The organism is Aeromonas sp. SCS5 (assembly GCF_001887375.1).
Taxonomy (GTDB): Bacteria; Pseudomonadota; Gammaproteobacteria; order Enterobacterales; family Aeromonadaceae; genus Aeromonas; species Aeromonas jandaei.
Genome location: NZ_LFCS01000012.1, coordinates 19,160 through 40,017, shown reverse-complemented (window position 1 = coordinate 40,017; position 20,858 = coordinate 19,160). Strand labels below are relative to the sequence as shown.

The window sequence follows — 20,858 nt, the reverse complement described above, 5'->3', positions numbered from 1 at the left end:
GGATAAATCTCTGCACCACTGCGCGCCGTCATAACCTGTTGTTTTAAGTCTGGTATCCTATGGCTATTCGGCCCTATGGCCACCAGCTCAGGAACCTCTTCATGTCTCTTCCCATCAAAAACAGCGCCAGGCAACGTGCGGAAGACAGATCCCGCATTCTCACCCTGCTGCTGCGCGATGACGCCCTCACCGACAGCCTGCTCGATCCGCAGGCGGTGCAGGATGCCGAACAGCGCGACCAGACCAGCGAGCTGACCCGGCTGGTCAACAGCCTGCCCGCCGCCGACGTCGCCGATGCGCTGGAGTCGCTGCCGCCGGATGAGCGCCATGTATTGTGGGCGCTGGTGAGTGAAGAGAAGCGCGGCCAGACCCTAGTCGAAGCGTCGGAGACGGTGTGGGACAGCCTCATCAGCGGCATGAGCGACAAAGAGCTGCTCGATGCCCTGCGCACCCTCGATATCGACGATCAGATCTATCTGGGCCAATACCTGCCCCGCAACCTGATGGGACGGCTGCTCACCTACATGGCCCCCGCCGACCGGGATCGGGTGCGCGAGGTGATCCGCTACGGCAAGCACACCGTCGGCGCCATGATGGATTTCGAGATCATCACCATCCGCCCCGAGGTGACGCTCGCCACCGTGCAGCGCTATCTGCGTCTGCGCGGCAAGATCCCCGCCAACACCGACAAGCTGTTCGTCATCGACCGGCGCAACCACCTGCTGGGGGAGCTGCCGCTCACCACGGTGCTGCTGCACAAGCCGGATACCCGGGTGAATGCGGTGATGGAGCAGGACCCGGTCACCTTCGATCCGGAGGATAACGACGAAGCGGCCGCCCGCACCTTCGAGCGGGATGACCTGCTCTCCGCCGCCGTGGTGGATGGCAAGGGCAAGCTGATGGGCCGCCTCACCGTCGAAGAGGTGGTGGATCTGGTCTATGAGGAGAGCGACACCGACCTGCGCCGGATGGGGGGTATCAGTGAAGAGGAGGATGTATTCGCTCCTGTCTCCAAGGCGGTCAAGACCCGTTGGGCCTGGCTTGCCATCAATCTCTGCACCGCCTTTGTCGCCTCGCGGGTGATCGGCCTGTTCGAGCACACCATCTCCCAGCTGGTGGCGCTGGCGGCCCTGATGCCCATCGTGGCGGGGATCGGCGGCAACACCGGCAACCAGACCATCACCATGATAGTGCGGGCGCTGGCGCTGCAGCACATTCAGGCGGGCAACCTCTCCTTCCTGCTGCTACGGGAACTCGGGGTGGCGCTGATCAACGGGCTGGTATGGGGCGGCACCATGGGGGTAGCCACCTTCCTGCTCTATCAGGATGCGGCGCTGGGCGCCGTGATGACGCTTGCCATGGTGCTCAACCTGCTGGTGGCGGCGCTGATGGGGGTGATTATCCCCATGACCATGAACCGGCTCGGCCGCGATCCGGCCGTGGGTGCCAGCGTGATGATCACCGCCATCACCGACACCGGCGGCTTCTTTATCTTCCTCGGCCTCGCCACCCTGTTCCTGCTCTAAACCCGCGCAAGAAAATCCCCTCCTCTTCATATAAAAAACCCCGGCATAGCCGGGGTGAAAACGGAGAGGAAAACATGTGGAAGTCATTACGGCTGCTTGTCAGCCATCAGCACAAAACCATTCATCTCGGGGAAGCCGATCACCAGAGTCTCTTTGCTGGTTTGCGGGTGCTTGATCACTGTGGAGTAGGCAATCTCACCATTTTTGGCTGCCTTCAGCCCCTTGAGCCACTTATCAGCAATATAGCCAGCACCGACCATCTCTCTGTTGAAGTTGCACTTGGGATCCGCAAATCCGGTAAACGTCAGCGCACTCAGTCCTGCGCTCGCGGTACCTGTGCCCACCAGAGTGCAACCATGGTAGGGGAATTGAATTTCAACGGTCAATGCACCGCTGTTGTTGCTGGTCTTGATATCCCCGACCATAGCGTCTGTCTCGCCTTTATAGTCCGCCTCGCTCCAACGGGCACCATTTTCAATCGAGAGTGAAGCCAGTTTCCGAGTGGAGATCTGGCCACGCCACCCAGCAAAAATTTCGGTATTGTCGCCAAATTTGAGACCGTTGGTGGCAAAGTCAAACGCTCTGAGCTTTTCGGTCTGCCCCTTGAGGTTGACTACCTCCTGCTCCTTGAAGGAGATCAGATGATAATTGCTTTCCGAGCTGCCGGAATGCGTGAGACCTCGCTCGGAGTCACGAATAACCGAAATGGGGTAGATGCCATCTTTATCGGCATCTTTACCGGTTTTGCCCAGCCATTGGGAAGCCGTGTCATTCTTTTCCATCTCGGCCCAAACGCCCCAGCGTTGCTCTTTGTTTCGCTCGGGATAGACCAGAGCAAATCCCTCGGCGCCGGCAATCATCTTCAATGGGGCGCCATCTTTGTCCCGACCCAGCAGGTTGGCTTCGTGAACACCAACCTCCGGCAGATCCAGCGGCAGGCGCTTGGCAATACTGTTGGCGGCTTTTTCGCCATCACAGGCAGACAGTGCTGCAGTGCAGGCCAGAGCCAGCAGCGCCTTGTTACACATTCTCATGGTTGTTGTTCCTTGCGATTGCTTTGTAATTAGAGGTGCAATAAATCGGCGCTGAATTTAATTGAGAGGTCACTCGGCAGTCGAATGGAGATCTGTAACCAACCATTACAGACGAGCAAAAAGGCCCCAAAAAAATCCAATTACCCCACCCTTTTTTAGCGAAACCGCAGCAATACAAGGCGCCACGCATGGCGAGCCAAAATTGGAAAAAACCGCCAAATCAGACCCATAGCTCTATTGATAGGAGCCATCTTAGCCGGGAGTGTTAGCAGGCTCACAGCCACCCTCTTTGGTCGCCGATAAAATGCCCGGTGCTGGCAATTCCCATAACAAAGAGAACCCTACCCATGAAAACCACTCTCAAATTGAGCGCAGTGGCCGTTATTCTTTTGCTATCCGGCTGCAACGACAACAACTCCCAGGCTCCCGGTGACGTCAACCTGAGGCTGATAGAGACCTCGGATATCCACTCCAACCTGCTGGGTTATGACTACTACCAGAACAAGCCGGATGCCTCGCTCGGCTTCTCCCGTACTGCAGTGCTGATCCGCAAGGCGCGCGAGGAAAACGCCAACAACCTGCTGATCGATAACGGCGATCTGATTCAGGGCACCCCACTGGCCGACTACATCCACGACCAGCAGGTCAAGCAGCAGTGGCTGAGCAAGCAGACCCACCCCGCCATCAAGGCGCTGAACACCCTGAACTATGATGTCGGCAACCTGGGTAACCACGAATTCAATTTCGGGCTCGACTTCCTCGCCGCGACGCTCAAGGGGGCCAACTACCCCTATATCAATGCCAACGTCTTCGAGGCCGATGCCTTCAGTCGCGATGGCAAGGGCACCATCGACTGGAGCCAGCAAAAGTTCAAACCCTACGTGCTGCTTGATCGTCAGGTGAAAGATGCCAACGGCAACAACCAGACCATCAAGGTTGGCGTACTCGGCCTGACGCCGCCCCAGATCACCCAGTGGGACAAGCGCAATCTGGAGGGCAAGGTGGTGGTGGCCGATATGGTCGAGACCGCCGAGCACTATGTGCCCGAGATGCAGGCCAAAGGCGCCGACATCGTAGTGGTGGTCGCCCACACCGGCATTATTGGTGACCCGCGCGAGCCACTGATGGAGAACGCCGCGCTGCCGCTGGCCAAGGTGAAAGGGGTCAACGCCCTGCTGCTGGGCCACGCCCACCGCACCTTCCCGGGTGATTACCCCAACATGACCGACGTGGATAACGACAAGGGCACCCTGGCGGGCGTACCGGCTGTCATGCCCGGCGTATGGGGTAACCACCTCGGCATCATTGACCTGCATATGACCTGGCAGGATGGTCGCTGGCAGGTCAGCTCCAGCCAGGCACAGCTGCGCAAGATCGACAGCAGCGCCACCAGCGTGGAAGATCAGGCGGTGGTCGATCAGGTCATCACCGAGCACGAGCAAGCCAACCAGTGGCTGGACGAGCCCCTCAGCAAGATTACCCAACCCATCCACAGCTTCTTTGCGCTGGTACAGGATGACCCCTCCATCCAGATCGTCAGCGATGCCCAGCTCTGGCACGCCAAGAAGTTGCAGCAGGATGGTCAGCTCAAGGAGAAGTGGCCTATCCTCTCCGCCGCCGCACCGTTCCGCGGGGGCCGCAATGGCCCGACCGATTTCACCTATGTGCCAGCGGGCAATATCTCCCTGCGCAATGTGGCCGACCTCTATGTCTACCCCAACACCCTGCAGGTCGTGGCCATCAACGGTGCCACCGTCAAGGAGTGGCTGGAGAAGAGCGCTGTCCAGTTCAACAAGATCGACCCCGCGAATACAGCAACCCAGTGGCTGGTCAACGAGAAGTACCGTACCTACAACTTCGATGTCATCGACGGGGTCAACTACAAGGTTGATGTGACCAAGGCAGCCCGCTACGACGTGGATGGCAACAAGGTGAGCGACAGCTACCGCATCACCGACCTTACCTATCAGGGGCAACCGGTCGATCCGGCCCAGATGTTCTATGTGGTGACCAACAACTACCGCGCCAGCGGCGGTGGCAACTTCCCGGGCATCAACAGCAAGGTGATCGTCCATGAAGATCCTTTCGAAACGCGCGAAGTGCTCTCCGAGTATCTGAAGCTGCTGGCCACCAACTACCCGGGCGGCTTTACGCCGGCGGCAGACAACAACTGGCAGCTGGCCCCTCTGCCCGGCACGCTGGATCTGCGTATCTACAGCTCCCCACGCAGCGAGGCGCAAGCCCTGACCGGCGGCAAGCTGAACTATGTGGAGACCCTACCCGCCAGCGATCCCAAGCACCCCGGCTTTGGTGTCTACAAGCTGGTTCCCTGAGTCAGAAACCAGCCACCCAGCCAAGCCCCCTCCCATATGAGGGGGCTTTTTTATTTCCAGCCCGCCCGACAAGACAGCCGCTATATCCACGCGGTAGCCATAAAAAAACAGGCCCACCGAAGTGGGCCTGCTGTTATCTGTGTGATCGGGAATATCGCACTTAAGAGCGTTACTCCCGCTCCTTCACATAGGGGGTACCAAGCGCCTTGGGTGCCACCGCACGGCCGATAAAACCGGCCAGCAGGAACACGGTCAGGATGTAGGGCAGTGCCTCGATGGCCTGCACCGGAATGGCGAAGCCGCCGATGCTGACCCCTTGCAGGCGGATGGCGACCGCATCGAGGAAGCCGAACAGCAGGCAGGCTGCCATGGCATTCCAGGGACGCCACTTGCCGAACACCAGCGCCGCCAGCGCCATAAAGCCCTTGCCCGCACTCATGTTGGGGATGAACTGGGCCGTCTGGGCCACCGCCAGATAGGTGCCACCGATACCGGCCAGCAGGCCGCCGATGAGGAGCGCGGTGTAGCGCATCCGCACCACAGAGATACCGGCGGTATCGACCGCTGCAGGCGCCTCGCCCACCGCCCGCAGCCGCAGACCGAAGCGGGTACGGAACATCACCCACCAGGCCAGCGGCACGCAGGCGAACGCCACGTACTCCAGCAGGGAGTGGCCGCTCAAGAGCTCGCTGTAGAGCTGGCCAATCACCGGCACATCGTAGAGCTCCTTGGCATAGGGGAAGTCGATGGGAGCAAAACGGGCATCGCCGGAGAGCGCCGGCGTCTGGCCACCCTGATCGAACCAGTAACGACCCAGCGTCACGGTCAGACCGGCCGCCAGAATGTTGATGGCCATCCCGCTCACCACCTGATCACCGCGGTGGGTGATGGTGGCAAAGCCGTGCATCAGGGCAAACAGCACCGAGATGGCAACCCCGGCACCCAGTCCCACCCAGGCGGAACCGGAGACCGCCGCCGCAGCACCACTGGCGAACGCCGCCGCCAGCAGTTTGCCTTCCAGTGCGATGTTGACCACCCCGGAGCGCTCGCAGAACATGCCGGCCATGGCGGCCAGAATAAGGGGCGGCGCGGTACGGATGGTGGCATCCAGCATCAGGATCAGAATTTCAAACATGATCAGGCCCCCTTGACTTGCGCAGAGCGGTTGGCAAACGCCAGATAGAGCTGCTCGATGCGCGGACGCATCATGTGCTCAAGGGCGCCACAGAACAGGATCACCAGCCCCTGCAACACCACGACGATGTTGCGGTCGACACCGAACTCGAAGCTGAGCTCGGCGCCCCCCTGATAGAGGAAACCGAACAGCAGGCTGGCGATGATGACGCCGACCGGATGGTTGCGCCCCATCAGCGCCACCGCGATACCGGTGAAGCCGAATCCTTCCACGAAGTTGAGCTTGATCTGGTGCAGCTCACCCTGCAGCACGTTGAGGGCGAAGAAGCCCGACAGCATGCCGGAGATGACCATGGCCAGGATCACTACCTTGGGATAGGAGATACCGGCGTAGGCGGAGGCACTCTGGCTGGCGCCGACCGAGCGGATCTCGTAGCCCCAGCGGGTGTGCCAGATAAAGACCCACACCAGCGCCGCACAGATCAGCGCCCAGAAGAAGCTGATGTTGAGCGGGCTGTTCGGCATCTCGACGCCAAACAGGCTCGCCAGCCCGGTCATCTTGGGCAGCCAGCTCGCTTCGGCGAAGACCCGGCTCTCGGTCGCCATCGAACCGGGCGGCTTGAACACCTCCACCAGCAGATAGGCCATCAGCGAGGCGGCGATGAAGTTGAACATGATGGTGGTGATAACGATGTGGCTGCCGCGCTTGGCTTGCAGCCAGGCCGGAATAAAGGCCCAGGCCGCACCGAACAGACCACCGGCAACGATGGAGAGCGGCAACAGCAGGGAGAACGGCAGCACATCGCCGAGGGTCAGACAGACCAGACCGACCCCCAGACCACCGATATAGGCCTGACCTTCACCGCCGATGTTGAACAGACCGGCGTGGAAGGCGACCGCTACCGACAGACCGGTGAAGATAAAGCCGGTTGCGTAGTAGAGGGTGAAACCAAACCCTTCACCGGTGCCGAACGCGCCGTACCACATAATCTTGGCGGCATCGACCGGGTTGATCTCGAGGTAGTAGAACAGGATGGCCGACACCAGGAAGGCCAGCAGGATGTTGACCGCAGACACGACGCCCACGGAGACCCAGGCAGGAATACGTACTTGGCTCATCAGTGGGCCTCCTTGGCAACTTCATCCGGCACTATGTTGGCCATCATCAGGCCGATAGTGCGCTCGTCCGCTTTGGCGGCATCCAGCTCGCCGACGATGCGACCGTCGGCAATAACCAGAATGCGGTCAGAGAGACTCATGATCTCGTCCAGCTCCACCGAGACCAGCAGCACCGCCTTGCCCTTGTCGCGCATGGCGATGATCTGCTGGTGGATATACTCGATAGCACCGATGTCGACCCCGCGGGTCGGCTGGCCGATCAACAGCACATCCGGGTCCTGCTCCACTTCACGGGCGATCACCAGCTTCTGCTGGTTGCCACCGGAGAAGTTGGCTGTCTTGTGGTCGGGATGGGGCGGGCGCACGTCCCACTTCTCCATCTTGGCCTGGCAATCCTGCTGGATCGCCTCTTTGTTCTGCAGCCACCCCTTGTTGTACTGCGGACGGCGGTGATAACCGAGGATAAAGGCCTCTTTCGCCTCGAAGCGGTTGATGAGACCCATCTTGTGGCGATCTTCCGGCACATGGCCGAGGCCGAAGTTGCGCACCATCTCGGGATCGGCTGCCTGCTCGGCGCTCACCTTGTGCACGCCGCTGCGGCTGCTGATGGTAAAGCCGCCCTTGCTCGGCTTGATGATGCCGCCAAGCAGGCTCAGCAGCTCGGACTGGCCGTTGCCGGAGACCCCGGCGATGCCAACCACTTCACCGGCGCGCACCTCGAAGCTGACCGACTTGACCCGCTCCACCTTGCTGGCGTCGAAGTAGCTGAGCCCCTCGACCTTCAGCTTGGCTTCGCCCGGCTGGGTCGGCCCCTTGTCGACCTTGAGGCGCACCTTGCGGCCCACCATCAGTTCGGCCAGCTGCTCCTTGTCGGTATCCTTGGTGGCAACGTGCGCCACCATCTCGCCGCGGCGCATGATGGAGACCTGATCCGTGATGGCCAGGATCTCGCGCAGCTTGTGAGTGATGAGGATGATGGTCGCCCCCTGATCCCGCAGCTTCTCCAGCACCTTGAACAGGTGATCCGCCTCTTGCGGGGTGAGTACCCCGGTCGGCTCGTCGAGGATCAGGATGCGGGCACCGCGATAGAGCGCCTTGAGAATTTCGACCCGCTGTTGCAGGCCCACCGGCAGATCTTCCACCTTCTCGTGCAGCGGCACTTCGAGACCATAGTCCCGCGCCAACTCGCCGAGCAGCTTCTCTGCCGACGCCACGCTCTGCTGAAGGTGCCAGCCATTTTCAGCGCCGAGGATGACGTTTTCCAAAACCGTAAAGTTGTTCACCAGCATGAAGTGCTGGTGCACCATGCCCACGCCTGCGGCAATCGCATCTTGTGAACCGTGGGGTTTGAAAGGATTCCCGTCGATGAACATCTCGCCTTTATCGGCATGGTAGAAGCCGTAAATGATGCTCATCAGGGTGGATTTACCGGCGCCGTTTTCGCCAACGATGCCGTGAATACTGCCTTTCCGAACCTTAAGGTCGATCAGCTTGTTGGCGTACACTTCGCCGAACCGCTTATCGATACCTCTTAATTCGATGGCATAGCGATCTGTCTGGTCCATGATGCAGCCCTGCGTTTCATGAAATAAGACTGTAAAAACCGGCCCGTGCGGGCCGGTCGGTGCGTTGAGAGTCGTAGCAGCAACTATCTAATTAGTATTTGCAGGTATTGTCGCTCATGTAGTCATGAACCTTGACCTTGCCTGAAATAATTTCGGCCTTGATGGCATCCACCTTGGCTTTCATCTCCGGAGTGATCAGCTTCTCGTTGTCCTTGTCGAGCGCCCAATCCACACCGCCTTCGGCCAGACCCAGGTTCTTGATACCCGGTTTCCACTGGCCTTTGGCCGCGTCATCCCAGGTTTGGTAGGCAGCCAGACCCACAGACTTGACCATGGAGGTCAGCATGGTGCCCGGTTGCAGGTGGTTCTGGTTGGAGTCTACGCCGATGGCAAACTTGCCGCTGTCCTTGGCTGCCTGATAGACACCGATACCGGTACCGCCGGCTGCGGCGTAAACCACGTCAGCGCCCTTGGCGAACTGGGACTTGGCCAGCTCGGCACCTTTGGCCGGGTCAGCAAACGCGGCCGGGGTGGAGCCTGCCATGTTCTGGAACACTTCGATCTTCGGATTGACGTACTTGGCGCCCTGCTCGTAGCCGCACTCGAACTTGCGGATCAGCGGGATGTCCATGCCGCCCACGAAACCGACCTTGCCGGTTTTGGAGGCGATGGCAGCCAGTGCGCCCACCAGGAAGGAACCTTCATGCTCCTTGAAGATGACTGACTGGACGTTCGGCTTGTCGACCACCATGTCGATGATGGTGAACTGGGTTTTCGGGAATTCAGTCGCAACCTTCTCTACCGCAGAACCCATGTTGAAGCCGACAGCCACGATCGGGCCGTTGCCACGGCTGGCCAGACGACGCAGACCCTGCTCGCGCTGGGCTTCGTTCTGGGGCTCAAACTCTTTGACCTTTACCCCTTTGTCCTTGTTGTAAAGCTCGACGCCGTTACGGAACACGGCTTCGTTGAATGATTTGTCGTACTTGCCCGCGGTGTCATAGATCACGGCCGGCTCGGAAGCAGCCTGAGCAGAGAGAGCAGCGAGAGTGAGGGAGGCCACGGTGGCCAGTTTGAGCACTTTAGTCACGATCGTATCCTTGATTGTTATTAAGTGAGGGAACTTGCTTGCCCGCCGAAGCGGGTCATCTAGCACGCAGGGTTACTCTAAGTCAGCCCCGGTGCGGGTCAAGCAAATGATAAGGGAAAAACGTTTGCGTTAACGGTTTGAATTATAAGCAAATAACCTTATAAGCAGTTGTTTTTTAGCTGCTTTTCAGTTGTTTATGCTACAAACAAAAAGACCCAAACGACATTTCTCTTATTGTTCAATTGGTTACTCTAAACCGTTTTCCCCGGTTGGGCATCCGCCCCACCCATCGCCCCGTGATCCGGCTCGCAAAATAACCGCACGGCGCGCCATCCGGCTGCTGGCTACAGCTGGAAACCATCCCCTCTCCGCAACCATTTTGCCAACCAGAAACCGCCGCAGCCGCCCTGCCCGACTCCCCTCACCTGCCCGCCATGCGGAGTTTGCAGTTGGTCTGACGGGGGGATGGCCGTATAATCGCCGCCTGTATAAATAAACAGGAGTGGTGATGGACGTTTCAACCCTGCTCGACGGGCTCAACGACAAGCAAAGAGATGCCGTTGCGGCGCCCCGCAGCAACCTGCTGGTGCTGGCCGGTGCCGGTTCGGGCAAGACCCGGGTACTGGTGCACCGTATCGCCTGGCTGATGCAGGTGGAACGCTGTTCACCCTTCTCCATCATCGCGGTCACCTTTACCAACAAGGCGGCGGCCGAGATGCGCGGCCGGGTCGAAAAAGTGATCGGCGACGGCGTGCGCGGCATGTGGATCGGCACCTTCCACGGCATCGCCCACCGATTGCTGCGCGCCCACCATCTGGATGCGGGCCTGCCGCAGGATTTCCAGATCCTCGACTCCGACGACCAGTACCGCCTCATCCGCCGGGTGCTCAAGGCGCTCAACCTCGACGAGAAGCACTGGGCCCCGCGCGCCGTGATGGGCTACATCAACGGCAAGAAGGACGAAGGACTGCGCCCCGGTGACATCGACCTCTACGGCGATCCCGTCACCCGCACCTATCAGCAGATCTACAAGACCTATCAGGAGACCTGTGATCGCTCCGGACTGGTGGATTTCGCCGAGCTGCTGCTGCGCGCCCACGAGCTGTGGCTGAACAAACCGCACATCCTCGAGCACTACCGCGACCGCTTCCAGAACATCCTGGTGGACGAGTTTCAGGATACCAACGGCATCCAGTACGCCTGGCTGCGGATGCTGGCGGGCAACAGCGGCAAGGTGATGATCGTCGGCGACGATGACCAGTCCATCTACGGCTGGCGCGGCGCCAAGATCGAGAACATCCAGCGCTTCCTGACCGACTATCAGGGCGCCGAGACCATCCGCCTCGAACAGAACTACCGCTCCACCGCCAATATCCTCAAGGCCGCCAACAGCGTCATCGCCAACAACGCCGAGCGTCTTGGCAAGGAGCTGTGGACCGAAGGGGCCGAGGGTGAGCCGATTTCGCTCTACGCCGCCTTCAACGAGGTGGACGAAGCGCGCTTCGTGGTCGGCCGCCTCAAGGATTGGAAGGAAAAGGGCGGCCTGTTGGCCGACTGCGCCATCCTCTATCGCTCCAACGCCCAGTCGCGGGTGCTGGAAGAGGCGCTGATGCAGGATGCCATGCCCTACCGCATCTACGGCGGCCTGCGCTTCTTCGAGCGGCAAGAGATCAAGGACGCCATGGCCTACCTGCGGCTTATCAACAACCGTGGCGACGACGCCAGCTTCGAGCGGGTGGTCAACACCCCAACCCGCGGCATCGGCGATCGCACCCTCGAGATCCTGCGCGGCAACGCCCGCGATCAGGGGCTCAACCTGTGGCAATCGGCCAAGGCCCTGCTCAACGACAAGGTGCTGACCGGTCGCGCCGGCAATGCGGTGCGCGGCTTTGTCGAGCTGATCGACGCGCTGGAGGAGCAGGTCTCCCTGCTGCCGCTGCACCAGCAGGCGGATATCGCCATCCAGAACTCCGGCCTCAAGGCGATGTATCTGGCGGAAAAGGGCGAGAAATCCCAGGCGCGGGTAGAGAACCTGGACGAACTGGTCACCGCCTGCCGCCAGTACCAGCGCCCGGACGAGCTGGAGGATATGAGCGATCTCTCCGCCTTCCTCGCCCACGCGGCGCTGGAATCCGGCGAGAATCAGGCGGACGAATATGCCGACGCGGTGCAGCTGATGACATTGCACAGCGCCAAAGGCTTGGAGTTCCCGCTGGTGCTGTTGGTCGGGGTGGAAGAAGGCATGTTCCCCAGCCAGCAATCGACCGAGGAGTCGGGCCGGCTGGAGGAGGAGCGCCGCCTCTGTTACGTCGGCATGACCCGCGCCATGGAGAAGCTCTACATCTGTTATGCCGAGAGCCGCCGCATCTACGGCCGCGAGATGTTCCACAAGCCGAGCCGCTTTATCCGCGAGATGCCCGCCGAATGTCTGGAAGAGATCCGGCTGCGCACTCAGGTCAGCCGCCCCACCCAGTACGGCCGCTTCAGCCAGAACGAGGTGCAGCAGAGCTTCGACGCCAGCGGCATCAAGCTCGGCCAACGGGTGCTCCATCCGAAATTCGGCGAAGGGGTGGTACTCAACTTCGAAGGGGTCGGCCAGCAGAGCCGGGTGCAGATCCAGTTCGACGACGTCGGCGCCAAGTGGCTGGTGACGGCGTATGCCAGATTGGAAGCGCTCTGATTTTTCCTGCCTTTTGAAAAAACCAACCCGGCTTAGGCCGGGTTGGTTTTTATATCATCATCGCAACAACCTTAAATATGAGGCTATCCGAATACACCTTGTAGTCAAAAACTGAGAACGGGATGAAAATTAATTGATTAGAATTTTACTAGCTACATCTGGCGGCATTACTGCTGCGAGAAGAACAGGCATAGATTCCAAATTAACAGTACCATCGCCGACTTTTCTTTTTATGTAAGCTGGATATTTCTCAGGTAAATAAATATTTTGAAACCATGCCCTGAACTCAGATAATGCACTTATTGGATATGCATTAATCTCAGGATCTAGCTGGCGATATGACTCGGGATATTTGTGATGTATTTTAATCCTCTCACCATAAACTGCTGCTAGTTGACTGGCTTTCCAATGTTTTGCCCAATGGATACCTAAACTACCATCGGGCATAATTGAATCATCAACTGCAATATTATTTCGAATCAAGGATGCTATAATAGTTGTAGCCTCATCAAACATAGTAAAAAATCCCTTTGGAGACTCATTACTAAGAACTCTCTCTTGAAACAGTTTCCAACTTTCAGCAAATACGTCCTTTTCATTATAACCCAGTCGCTCATGTATATACTTTCTCAGACCTAACTTTGCAGCTTTCCTATAATTCTGGACTGCTTCCAACTTGGTTGTTTGAGCGTAATGGGCATAATAATCAGTAATTGCCATCACTATCTGTTCTGGCACAGCATGAATTACACCAGTTATAGAGTTATGACTATCAATTTCAACATATAAGCTATCGGGGACTGAATCAGATTCGGTCCACTCTTTAATCAGTTCTGTTAACTGCTGCCCTCGAGTTCTGCCTTGTGCATCACCAGCCGCCCAATCTTGAGCTAGTTGTATCACTGAACTGGGAGCCAACCCACAGAACCTTGCCAAACCTTGAAGAGAAAGGAATGTTTCACCATTAGGTAAAACCCCCATGCTAATACTATCAATTTCTTGAATTTTAACCGGTACTAAAGATAAGTGTTGTTGAATCACATTATGCCCCATCTAGTTTAAAGCAGACGATCAATGTATTTTTATATCGTTCTACATTATGAATTTAATGTTTATGACTCTTTGTACTTTTGTACTGTAATGAAATTAACAATCGAACAATATATGATAGGCTTCCCTGTTGAAGGGGCATAATGTACCTGCCCAGCGACTAATACATATGCGCCTTGCAAATCATCCAGGTTTTTCAAGTGGAAAGAAGATATGAATTTTTCTTTTATATCTTTGAATATCTTTATACTAACCCCTTTCCGTGACTCACTTGCGTTAAGCCATAGACCACCATCAAGAGTTTCATCTTGGGCATCAACAACAACGCCCCAGAATAGACGATATCTATCGTCATCCATAGAATCATTTACCTCATCAAATGAAACCGCGAGGTCTTTTATTTTTCCATCAACCTTTAGTCTACCTGTCTCAGAAAACAATCTAACTTGCTTATCTGACTTTCTAAACTCAGGGAACCTTTTTAAATAAGATAATAGTTGACGTAAGCTTTTACTTGCCTCAGTTTCATTTTTAATGCCGGCACCTTTTCCTATTGCACCGCCACTCGGATTAACTACAAATTCATTTTCAGGTATTTGCTCGTATGATATGTCAGCTAGAACGCCACCAACCTTATCATCTAGATTAATAACATACTCTGCGACCAATGGGATTTTATGTGTAGTGGAGAGATCTCCATCTGTTTCATCTTCGACTAAAGCGTATGATGTTCTATATAGGCAATCAGCATGGTGATGATGAGAGTTGAAATGAGCAGCTCTTTTCACTTTCGCAAGAGGGTTAGTTGCAGAGCGGAACCAGGCAACATCACCACATCCTATACACACAAGACTATTCTTTAGTCTTTTTTGTTCCTCAGGCGAGAATCCAGAAAATTCAATAGCTGAATATGTCACACCACTTTTTTGGCACAATGCATAATCCATAGTTCCCTCTAACGCAGCATTGAAAATATAAAATCATGCTAAAGGAAGTTATTCCTCATTTGAAACAGCACCTATTAAATATGTGATCACTAACAATTTAATACTAAGAACATCCAATTATTTGTCGCTAATCAAACCTATAAGTCCCTTTTACTTCGAGCCATTCCCGTTATCTCAAATCGGCCATTGCCCTTCAGAGCCCCGCTGGCAGCCAGATGGGAGCTTATGGCTTGCCACCTGTAGGCATAAGACAAAACGATGGCATTTTCGCAAAACCTATAAATTAAATTTATACCAACCGTTTTGGCTGCCATTCAGACTCGGGGCAGCCATCACAGGTGCCAACAAGGGGTTGGCCGATTTACAGGGTGGTGAGATGGGATGGGTTAGCGGGCGGATGATAGCGGCGGCCAGCTCGTGACAACCAATGCCCTCACCCCAGCCCTCTCCCGCAGGGCGAGGGAGCAACCCCGGTCAGTTGGTGACAACCAATTCCCTCACCCCGCCCCTCTCCCGCAAGGCGAGAAAGCGACACAAGCAAGCGACAGACGGGCGGCATGCGGTGCGCAGCGGCAGAGAGAGTAGCCAAACGAGATTGCGGTAGTAGAGGAAGGGAGATCAGAAACCCGGCCGTCAGGCGAGGCGGCCGGGTGAATTGTAAAGAGTAGGGTGACAGGGAAAGGGATCAGCCTAGTCTAATCAACTCGATGGGGGCGTAGCGCTCACCGGAGTTTGCCAGCAGCACGCACTTCTCGTGCTCCGCCTGATAGGGAGTCATGTTGTCGGTATGAGCCTCTTTCAGGAAGTCGACGGCGCCGGTGGCGGCAATCATGACGCGCTGACCCTGGTTCAGCACATTTCGGTTCCGGTCATAGATCTTCATTACACTCTCCTTTTCTTGTACCCGGGTGGGTGCTCCGGGCAGCGGGATCAGCCTACGCCTCTGAAAAAAGGTGATTTATGTCACAGATCAAAAAAGGGGCAGAGAGGGACTCATGGGGCGAAAAAGTCAGCGTTGCAGCGGCCCGCCCCTAGGTTGGCCCGGCTGGCTATCACTCGCGTGGATATCGCTCGCCACCCCGTCGTGCCAAGCTGAGGGAACTGGGTGTGACGGCGCCACCGGAGGGGATGATGTCACTGCTGCAACTGCTCGACGACCTGCTCGACCTTGTCGATTTCATTACCGACTTCCCGCGCTTCTGGCGGGTCTATGTGGGGCTCCTCTGCACCTTTGGCGCCTGTGCGCTGGTTGCCAGCACCCGGGATTCGCCCGACGGGCTGGAGTTCGTGTTCGGCGTCATTGTGGTGCTTGGCATCGGCCTGACCCTGCTCTGGCAGCGCGCCGCCCGCTGATCGCCACCTCCTGTCGTATCACTGGCCCCTGCCCCGCGCTTTTGTGCGCGCCGGGCTCGAACCCGGCAGCGGTTGGGGTATATTGGTGGCCGATTAGCCAGTCTCATTCACCGTGGCCGCGCACGCGGGCCGCTGTTTCAACAAGATGGAGAGTGCTCATGAATCGCGATATCACCGCCCAGTTCATCAAGATGCTGACCAATCTGGATCACTGTCTGGCCAAGGCCGAGGCACATGCCGCGGCGAAGCAGTTCAACGTGGACAACTTCTTCGGCGATCGGCTGATCGTCGATATGCTGCCTTTCAGCAAGCAGGTGCTGATCTGCTGCGATGCAGCCCGCAGCGTGGTGGCCACCGCCAGCCACAGCGAGCTGCCGGCCATGGGCGATGAGCCCAAAACCATCGCCGATCTGCGCGCCCATATCGGTAAGACCATCACCTATCTGCAAGGCAAGCTGGACGCGGACTACAGCCAGTATGCCAGCGGCCGTTACGTGCCCCACTGGGCGGGCGGCAAGGGGATGGATGGCCATACCTGCGTCCATGAGTACGGCATTCCCAACTTCTACTTCCACCTCACCATGGCCTACGCCCTGCTGCGCCGCGCCGGGGTCGATCTCGGCAAGCGCGACTATCTGGGCGGGCTCAATATGCAATAAGGTCGCCCCGACCAGAATGAGGAGAGCCTGCCATCTGGCAGGCTCTTTTTATTGCAAGCAGCTGGCGAGCGGGGTGAATGCCCGGCCCGCCACCGGCCATTAGCCGGGGATATCCGGCTCCACCAGCGCCACCAGCTGGGCCAGCGACTCCTGCCAGCCGAGATAGCACATCTCCAGCGGGATGGCGGCGGGGATCCCCTCCTGCACCACCGCCAGCTCGCTGCCGCAGCTCACCGCGGTCAGGATGATGGAGACATGGATCACCCCGGCGAGACCGGGTTCATCGAAGCGATCGGTGTAGCGAATCCGCTCGCCCGGCACCAGCTCCAGATATTCGCCACCGAAGGTCTGGCTATGGCCGCTGGCAAAGTTGGTGAAGGACATCCGGAACGAGCCGCCAACCCGGGCATCCAGATGCTCCACCTGACAGGTAAAACCGTGGGGCGGCAGCCATTTGGCCAGCGCCTGCGCCTCGGTAAAGGCCCGATAGACCCGCATCGGCGGCGCCTTGATGACGCGATGAAGTCGCACTGTTCCTGTTGTCATGTTCACCTCCTTGCTGGATTGAGTCCCAAAGGATAGTCGCCAGAGCGAAAAGCCACCCCATCGGGCGGCCATCACTCTGCGCTAGAAGGGGCCGTTGCTCTCGCGCAGCTTGTCGGGCAGACCGTCGTGATCCCCCAGCTCGCGCGCGGGCACGTCGTCCCAGTTCAGCTTGCCGAGGGTGATGTTGCGCTCGGGGTGGACGGCGTAGTGGATGCGGTTGTCCTCCCGTTCGGTATCGCCGATGCAGAGCAGGCGGACAATCTCTTCGGTGTTGTTGATAAAGGCGTGGGCCAGCCCGTCACCGGCCTTGAAGCCGACCGAGTCGCCCGGTTGCAACCGATAGAGCACGCCATCGAGCCAGACATCGGGGGTGCCTTCCAGCACGTGGACGAACTCGTCTTCGGTCTTTTCGGCGTGGGGCCAGCTGGTGCGGTGGCCGGGCTCGACGATCTCGTGGTGGATGCCGATGCGGCTGAAGCCAAAGTGCTTGCCGAGGGCGCAACCGCGCGACAGGGGCTCCTGACTGCCGGAGTAGTAGCGCGGCTCCTGCTCTTGCAGCTCGCTCCAGTGTTTGATGCAGGGGTGGCGGTTCATAGTGGTTCCTTATGATGCTATGAGGGGCAGTTAGAAAGGGCCGTTGCGCTCGCGCAGCCGGTCAGGCAGACCATCGTGAGCACCCAGCTCCCGCTCGGGCACGTCATCCCAATGGCGTGCACCAATCTGGCGGTTGTACTCGGGGTGCAGGGCATAGTGGATGCGGTTGTCGGCGCGATCCCGATCACCTACGCAGAGCAGTCGTACCGGTTCATCGGTATTGTTGATAAAGGTGTGGGCCAGCCCGTCACCGGCCTTAAAGCCGACCGAGTCGCCCGGTTGCAGCCGATAGAGCACGCCGTCGAGCCAGACATCGGGAGTGCCTTCCAGCACGTGGACGAACTCGTCCTCGGTCTTTTCGGCGTGGGGCCAGCTGGTGCGGTGGCCGGGCGCCACCAGCTCGTGGTGAATACCGATGCGGCTAAAGCCAAAGTGCCTGCCCAGTGCGCTGCCGAGGGACATCTGTTCCTGACTACCGGGATAGCATCCCGGCTCCGGCTCTTGCAGCTCGCGCCAGTGTTTGATGTTGGGGTGACGGGTCATAGCGATTCCTTTTCTATGAGGGGGTGGTCACGGAAGGGTCATCCTAACTGCCAAAATGTGGGGGAGAAAAGCAGAAATCGGTCGGCCCGTTGCACAGCGGATGGTGTGGTGGCGGACTCGGCAACGGGCTGAGCGCCCGACTGGCAAGGGCTGCGAGCCATGGCGGCGGCCCGCCAGCGGGCCAAAAAAAGAGGGAGCCACTGGCTCCCCTCTCGATGATGTCGGTGCTTACTTGCCGAACTTACTTGCCAAGATTGTCGGCCAGCTGTTTGGCGCGGTTGGCCGCCCACTGGTCGATCATCTTCTCCATCTCCTCGGCGGTGATGGGCGAATCCTTGTGAGTGGTATCCGGGGTCTCGCGGGCATCCATCACCCGCACCAGCAACTTGCCGCTCTGGGAGTCGAGCAACTGGGCCATACTGCCCACCTTGAGCAGGTAGGGCTCCTTGCCGATCACTTCGCGGGTAACGTTGATGGCGATCTTGGCCGGCATCAGGTCACGCAGTTTCGGGTCGGGGCGGGTCAGGTCGAAGTTGGTGACGGCAGCCTGGATCCGCATCACTTTCGGGCCGGGGGCGGTGGCGATCTTGACGCCGTGCTTGATCAGTTCGCTCTGGAACTTGTCATGGTAGTAACGGCCAATCTGGTTCTGTTCGTTGGCGGTCAGCAGATACCACTGGCCATTCTCCTGCCGGATAAACTGGAGCGGATCGAGCAGCACCTCATTGTACTGGCGCAGATCAACGCCCGGCTCCTTGTAGACTCGCTGGTTGGGGTTGCTCTCGTTCGGCTGGAAGGCGCTGAAGGGGACAGTTTGCAGCGACTGCAAGCTGTAGGAGACCTGATTTTTTACGGCGCAGCCGCCCAGAAGGGCCGCCGCCATGGCAACCATCACGACCTTTTTCATATTTGCTCCTGCATTGACCGATTGTTTTTACTGTGGATTTTGCTCCACACGGCGGGCGATCCCGTGCTGGTTGCCTCCGATTCACCCAGAGAAATACCCTATTTCCCCCCTCTCTCACAAGCGCCATCTACCGAATGTTCAGGCGCCATCCAAGTTGTCATACGGAACGGGGGAAAATGTCCGCAATCGGTGCAGGGAGACGGGGGACGGATCCCCCACCTCCTCTCTGTCAGGCGATCAGCTCGACGCCCATGCTGGCCAGAATGGAGAGGCTCACCGTCGCAAACAACACGCCGGTGACCAGGTTGAGTGGTCGCTGCACCCGTTGCAGCAACTGCTGGGCGCGGGAGGTGGAGAGGCTCCAGGCCAGCATGCCGAACCAACAGACCGAGATGATAAAGAGCTCGACCACCAGCAGGCTGCGGGTCACTCCATCCACCTCTGGTGACACCATGGCCGCCAGCATGCCGATAAAGAACACCAGCGCCTTGGGGTTGAGCAGGTTGGTGGCAATACCGGCGCGCACGCCCTTGCCCCAACCGGATAGCTCGCTGGCGGCGCTCTGCATCACGGTACTGCCCTGCTGGCGAGCCGCCATCAGGGCGCCCCAGCCCAGCCAGCCCAGATAGAGGGCACCGCCGCACTTGATCACCATAAACAGCATGGGGTTGTTGGCGATCAGCATGCTGATGCCGGTCAGGCTCAGAGTGGCGTGCACCATGATAGCGAGCGAGATGCCAAGCGCCGCGCCAAGGGCAGTCGGCCGGTGCAGGCTGGTGCGCAGGATCAGGGCAAAATCGGGGCCGGGGCTGGCCAGCCCAATCAGGTGCATAAGGCCAAGGGTAAGGAAAAGACTGGTCAGCATAGCAACTCTCAAAAAAGTGATATGCCGCCAGCATGGCGGATCAGCGGGGCGTCCGGCTTGTAAAAGATTGCATCTGGGCACGAAATTCGGCGGGGGTCAGGCCAAAAGCCTGGCGAAAACCGTGGTGGAAGTGGCTCTGGTCGAAGAAACCGACCGCCAGCGCCACCTCGCTTACCGCCATGCCGCTCGCCAGCAGCCGCTTGCCCTGCTCCAGCCGCAGCCGCTTGAGCCAGGCGTAGGGTGTCATGCCGCTACGCTTCTTGAACTGGCGCAAAAAGGCGAAACGATCGAGCCCGACCAGTCCCGCCAGCTCCTCCAGCGAGTGAGGTTCATCGAGCCGGGCCAGCAGATAGTCGCGCAGATAGCGCAGTTGGGGATCGGCCAGCTGGTGCACTTCGGGTGCCAGTTGCAACAATTCCCCGAGCAGGGCGAGCAGCTGCCCCTCGATCAGCAGGCCATCAGCCTGCGGATTGTCGAGGTAGCTGTGCAACTGGGCAAAGCCCTGATAGAGGTCGGGTCGGCTCTGCAATCCCTTGTCGAAGAAGGGCTCCGGCTGATCGGGCAGCCAGAGGGAGAGCTGCTTGGGATCGATGGCGAAGACCCGCACCTCGTACCCTTCCGGCAGCAGGCTGAGGCCGTCATGCACCTCGTCCGGGTTGACGGTAGACAGCTCGCCGCGCACCAGGGTGTGGCTGTTTCCCTTGTGGATAAACTTCTGGCCACCCCGCTGCACCAGCCCGATATGGTAGTCGAGATGGACATGGCGGCCATAGCTGAACGCCCGGTGATGGGAGTGTGACAGCTCGACCCCCGGCAGGTGCGGGGATTGCCAGTAGCGGATAAGGGAATCAGTGGTACTCATGGGCTATAGATACACCGCAAGCAAGCAGGAGAGCTTGTAGATTATTGCATT

19 protein-coding genes are annotated in these 20,858 nt (G+C 58.4%); 5 read left to right on the top strand and 14 right to left on the bottom strand.

The window, feature by feature from the left end:
- Positions 1 to 101: 101 nt before the first annotated feature.
- On the top strand, positions 102 to 1,526 hold the full coding sequence (gene mgtE, locus BS300_RS15860) for a magnesium transporter (protein WP_041209780.1): 1,425 nt from the start codon (positions 102 to 104) through the stop codon (positions 1,524 to 1,526).
- A gap of 86 nt (positions 1,527 to 1,612) precedes the next feature.
- On the opposite strand, the gene BS300_RS15855 is transcribed toward mgtE, so the two are convergent.
- A complete protein-coding gene (locus BS300_RS15855) occupies positions 1,613 to 2,560 on the bottom strand; it encodes a hypothetical protein (RefSeq protein ID WP_042029566.1) in 948 nt (315 codons plus the stop codon).
- 347 nt (positions 2,561 to 2,907) lie between these two features.
- Here BS300_RS15855 and BS300_RS15850 point away from each other — a divergent pair, with 347 nt between their 5' ends.
- Positions 2,908 to 4,893: a bifunctional 2',3'-cyclic-nucleotide 2'-phosphodiesterase/3'-nucleotidase gene (locus tag BS300_RS15850; RefSeq protein WP_071913914.1), complete on the top strand. Its 1,986-nt coding sequence runs from the start codon at positions 2,908 to 2,910 to the stop codon at positions 4,891 to 4,893.
- A 169-nt stretch (positions 4,894 to 5,062) separates the two neighbouring features.
- On the opposite strand, the gene BS300_RS15845 is transcribed toward BS300_RS15850, so the two are convergent.
- The 4 genes from BS300_RS15845 to BS300_RS15830 form a co-directional block, all read right to left on the bottom strand.
- Entirely contained in the window at positions 5,063 to 6,028 is a 966-nt protein-coding gene (locus BS300_RS15845) for an ABC transporter permease (RefSeq protein WP_071913912.1), read from the bottom strand.
- 2 nt (positions 6,029 to 6,030) lie between these two features.
- Positions 6,031 to 7,146, bottom strand: coding sequence for an ABC transporter permease (locus BS300_RS15840; protein ID WP_041209784.1), 1,116 nt, complete (start codon positions 7,144 to 7,146; stop codon positions 6,031 to 6,033).
- A complete protein-coding gene (locus tag BS300_RS15835; protein ID WP_071913910.1) occupies positions 7,146 to 8,711 on the bottom strand; it encodes an ABC transporter ATP-binding protein in 1,566 nt (521 codons plus the stop codon). The genes BS300_RS15840 and BS300_RS15835 overlap by 1 nt, the downstream gene beginning before the upstream one ends.
- Positions 8,712 to 8,802: 91 nt before the next feature.
- Positions 8,803 to 9,801, bottom strand: coding sequence for a BMP family ABC transporter substrate-binding protein (locus BS300_RS15830; protein ID WP_033115676.1), 999 nt, complete (start codon positions 9,799 to 9,801; stop codon positions 8,803 to 8,805).
- A gap of 508 nt (positions 9,802 to 10,309) precedes the next feature.
- On the opposite strand from BS300_RS15830, the gene uvrD reads away from it, so the two are divergent.
- Complete coding sequence (gene uvrD / locus BS300_RS15825) at positions 10,310 to 12,481, top strand: DNA helicase II (RefSeq protein WP_005340805.1); 2,172 nt, start codon at positions 10,310 to 10,312, stop codon at positions 12,479 to 12,481.
- Between the two features lie 129 nt (positions 12,482 to 12,610).
- Here uvrD and BS300_RS21170 read toward each other — a convergent pair whose 3' ends face one another.
- The 3 genes from BS300_RS21170 to ydfZ form a co-directional block, all read right to left on the bottom strand.
- Entirely contained in the window at positions 12,611 to 13,522 is a 912-nt protein-coding gene (locus tag BS300_RS21170) for a hypothetical protein (RefSeq protein WP_143241813.1), read from the bottom strand.
- 71 nt (positions 13,523 to 13,593) lie between these two features.
- Positions 13,594 to 14,478, bottom strand: a complete 885-nt coding sequence (locus BS300_RS21165; protein ID WP_143241812.1) for a hypothetical protein — start codon at positions 14,476 to 14,478, stop codon at positions 13,594 to 13,596.
- Positions 14,479 to 15,163: 685 nt separating this feature from the next.
- A complete protein-coding gene (gene ydfZ, locus BS300_RS15820; RefSeq protein ID WP_005357022.1) occupies positions 15,164 to 15,361 on the bottom strand; it encodes a putative selenium delivery protein YdfZ in 198 nt (65 codons plus the stop codon).
- A 224-nt stretch (positions 15,362 to 15,585) separates the two neighbouring features.
- On the opposite strand from ydfZ, the gene BS300_RS15815 reads away from it, so the two are divergent.
- Together BS300_RS15815 and BS300_RS15810 are read left to right on the top strand one after the other, a co-directional pair.
- Complete coding sequence (locus tag BS300_RS15815; RefSeq protein ID WP_143241811.1) at positions 15,586 to 15,831, top strand: hypothetical protein; 246 nt, start codon at positions 15,586 to 15,588, stop codon at positions 15,829 to 15,831.
- A 158-nt stretch (positions 15,832 to 15,989) separates the two neighbouring features.
- A complete protein-coding gene (locus tag BS300_RS15810) occupies positions 15,990 to 16,490 on the top strand; it encodes a DUF1993 domain-containing protein (RefSeq protein WP_041209789.1) in 501 nt (166 codons plus the stop codon).
- Between the two features lie 99 nt (positions 16,491 to 16,589).
- On the opposite strand, the gene BS300_RS15805 is transcribed toward BS300_RS15810, so the two are convergent.
- The 6 genes from BS300_RS15805 to BS300_RS15780 form a co-directional block, all read right to left on the bottom strand.
- A complete protein-coding gene (locus BS300_RS15805) occupies positions 16,590 to 17,036 on the bottom strand; it encodes an SRPBCC family protein (protein ID WP_071913905.1) in 447 nt (148 codons plus the stop codon).
- 81 nt (positions 17,037 to 17,117) lie between these two features.
- A complete protein-coding gene (locus BS300_RS15800) occupies positions 17,118 to 17,630 on the bottom strand; it encodes a cupin domain-containing protein (RefSeq protein ID WP_071913904.1) in 513 nt (170 codons plus the stop codon).
- Between the two features lie 30 nt (positions 17,631 to 17,660).
- Complete coding sequence (locus BS300_RS15795; protein WP_071913902.1) at positions 17,661 to 18,173, bottom strand: cupin domain-containing protein; 513 nt, start codon at positions 18,171 to 18,173, stop codon at positions 17,661 to 17,663.
- Positions 18,174 to 18,414: 241 nt separating this feature from the next.
- The gene (locus BS300_RS15790; protein WP_042029579.1) at positions 18,415 to 19,080 is read right to left on the bottom strand and encodes a DUF3313 domain-containing protein; all 666 of its coding nucleotides are present in this window, start codon (positions 19,078 to 19,080) and stop codon (positions 18,415 to 18,417) included.
- A gap of 229 nt (positions 19,081 to 19,309) precedes the next feature.
- On the bottom strand, positions 19,310 to 19,945 hold the full coding sequence (locus tag BS300_RS15785) for a LysE family transporter (RefSeq protein ID WP_071913900.1): 636 nt from the start codon (positions 19,943 to 19,945) through the stop codon (positions 19,310 to 19,312).
- Between the two features lie 40 nt (positions 19,946 to 19,985).
- Entirely contained in the window at positions 19,986 to 20,807 is an 822-nt protein-coding gene (locus BS300_RS15780) for an AraC family transcriptional regulator (protein ID WP_071913899.1), read from the bottom strand.
- Between the last annotated feature and the right edge of the window lie 51 nt (positions 20,808 to 20,858).

Coding starts and splice junctions, on each gene's coding strand:
- mgtE (WP_041209780.1), top strand. CDS start 102: ATGTCTCTTCCCATCAAAAACAGCGCCAGGCAACGTGCGGAAGACAGA.
- BS300_RS15855 (WP_042029566.1), bottom strand. CDS start 2,560: ATGAGAATGTGTAACAAGGCGCTGCTGGCTCTGGCCTGCACTGCAGCA.
- BS300_RS15850 (WP_071913914.1), top strand. CDS start 2,908: ATGAAAACCACTCTCAAATTGAGCGCAGTGGCCGTTATTCTTTTGCTA.
- BS300_RS15845 (WP_071913912.1), bottom strand. CDS start 6,028: ATGTTTGAAATTCTGATCCTGATGCTGGATGCCACCATCCGTACCGCG.
- BS300_RS15840 (WP_041209784.1), bottom strand. CDS start 7,146: ATGAGCCAAGTACGTATTCCTGCCTGGGTCTCCGTGGGCGTCGTGTCT.
- BS300_RS15835 (WP_071913910.1), bottom strand. CDS start 8,711: ATGGACCAGACAGATCGCTATGCCATCGAATTAAGAGGTATCGATAAG.
- uvrD (WP_005340805.1), top strand. CDS start 10,310: ATGGACGTTTCAACCCTGCTCGACGGGCTCAACGACAAGCAAAGAGAT.
- BS300_RS21165 (WP_143241812.1), bottom strand. CDS start 14,478: ATGGATTATGCATTGTGCCAAAAAAGTGGTGTGACATATTCAGCTATT.
- ydfZ (WP_005357022.1), bottom strand. CDS start 15,361: ATGAAGATCTATGACCGGAACCGAAATGTGCTGAACCAGGGTCAGCGC.
- BS300_RS15810 (WP_041209789.1), top strand. CDS start 15,990: ATGAATCGCGATATCACCGCCCAGTTCATCAAGATGCTGACCAATCTG.
- BS300_RS15805 (WP_071913905.1), bottom strand. CDS start 17,036: ATGACAACAGGAACAGTGCGACTTCATCGCGTCATCAAGGCGCCGCCG.
- BS300_RS15800 (WP_071913904.1), bottom strand. CDS start 17,630: ATGAACCGCCACCCCTGCATCAAACACTGGAGCGAGCTGCAAGAGCAG.
- BS300_RS15795 (WP_071913902.1), bottom strand. CDS start 18,173: ATGACCCGTCACCCCAACATCAAACACTGGCGCGAGCTGCAAGAGCCG.
- BS300_RS15790 (WP_042029579.1), bottom strand. CDS start 19,080: ATGAAAAAGGTCGTGATGGTTGCCATGGCGGCGGCCCTTCTGGGCGGC.
- BS300_RS15785 (WP_071913900.1), bottom strand. CDS start 19,945: ATGCTGACCAGTCTTTTCCTTACCCTTGGCCTTATGCACCTGATTGGG.
- BS300_RS15780 (WP_071913899.1), bottom strand. CDS start 20,807: ATGAGTACCACTGATTCCCTTATCCGCTACTGGCAATCCCCGCACCTG.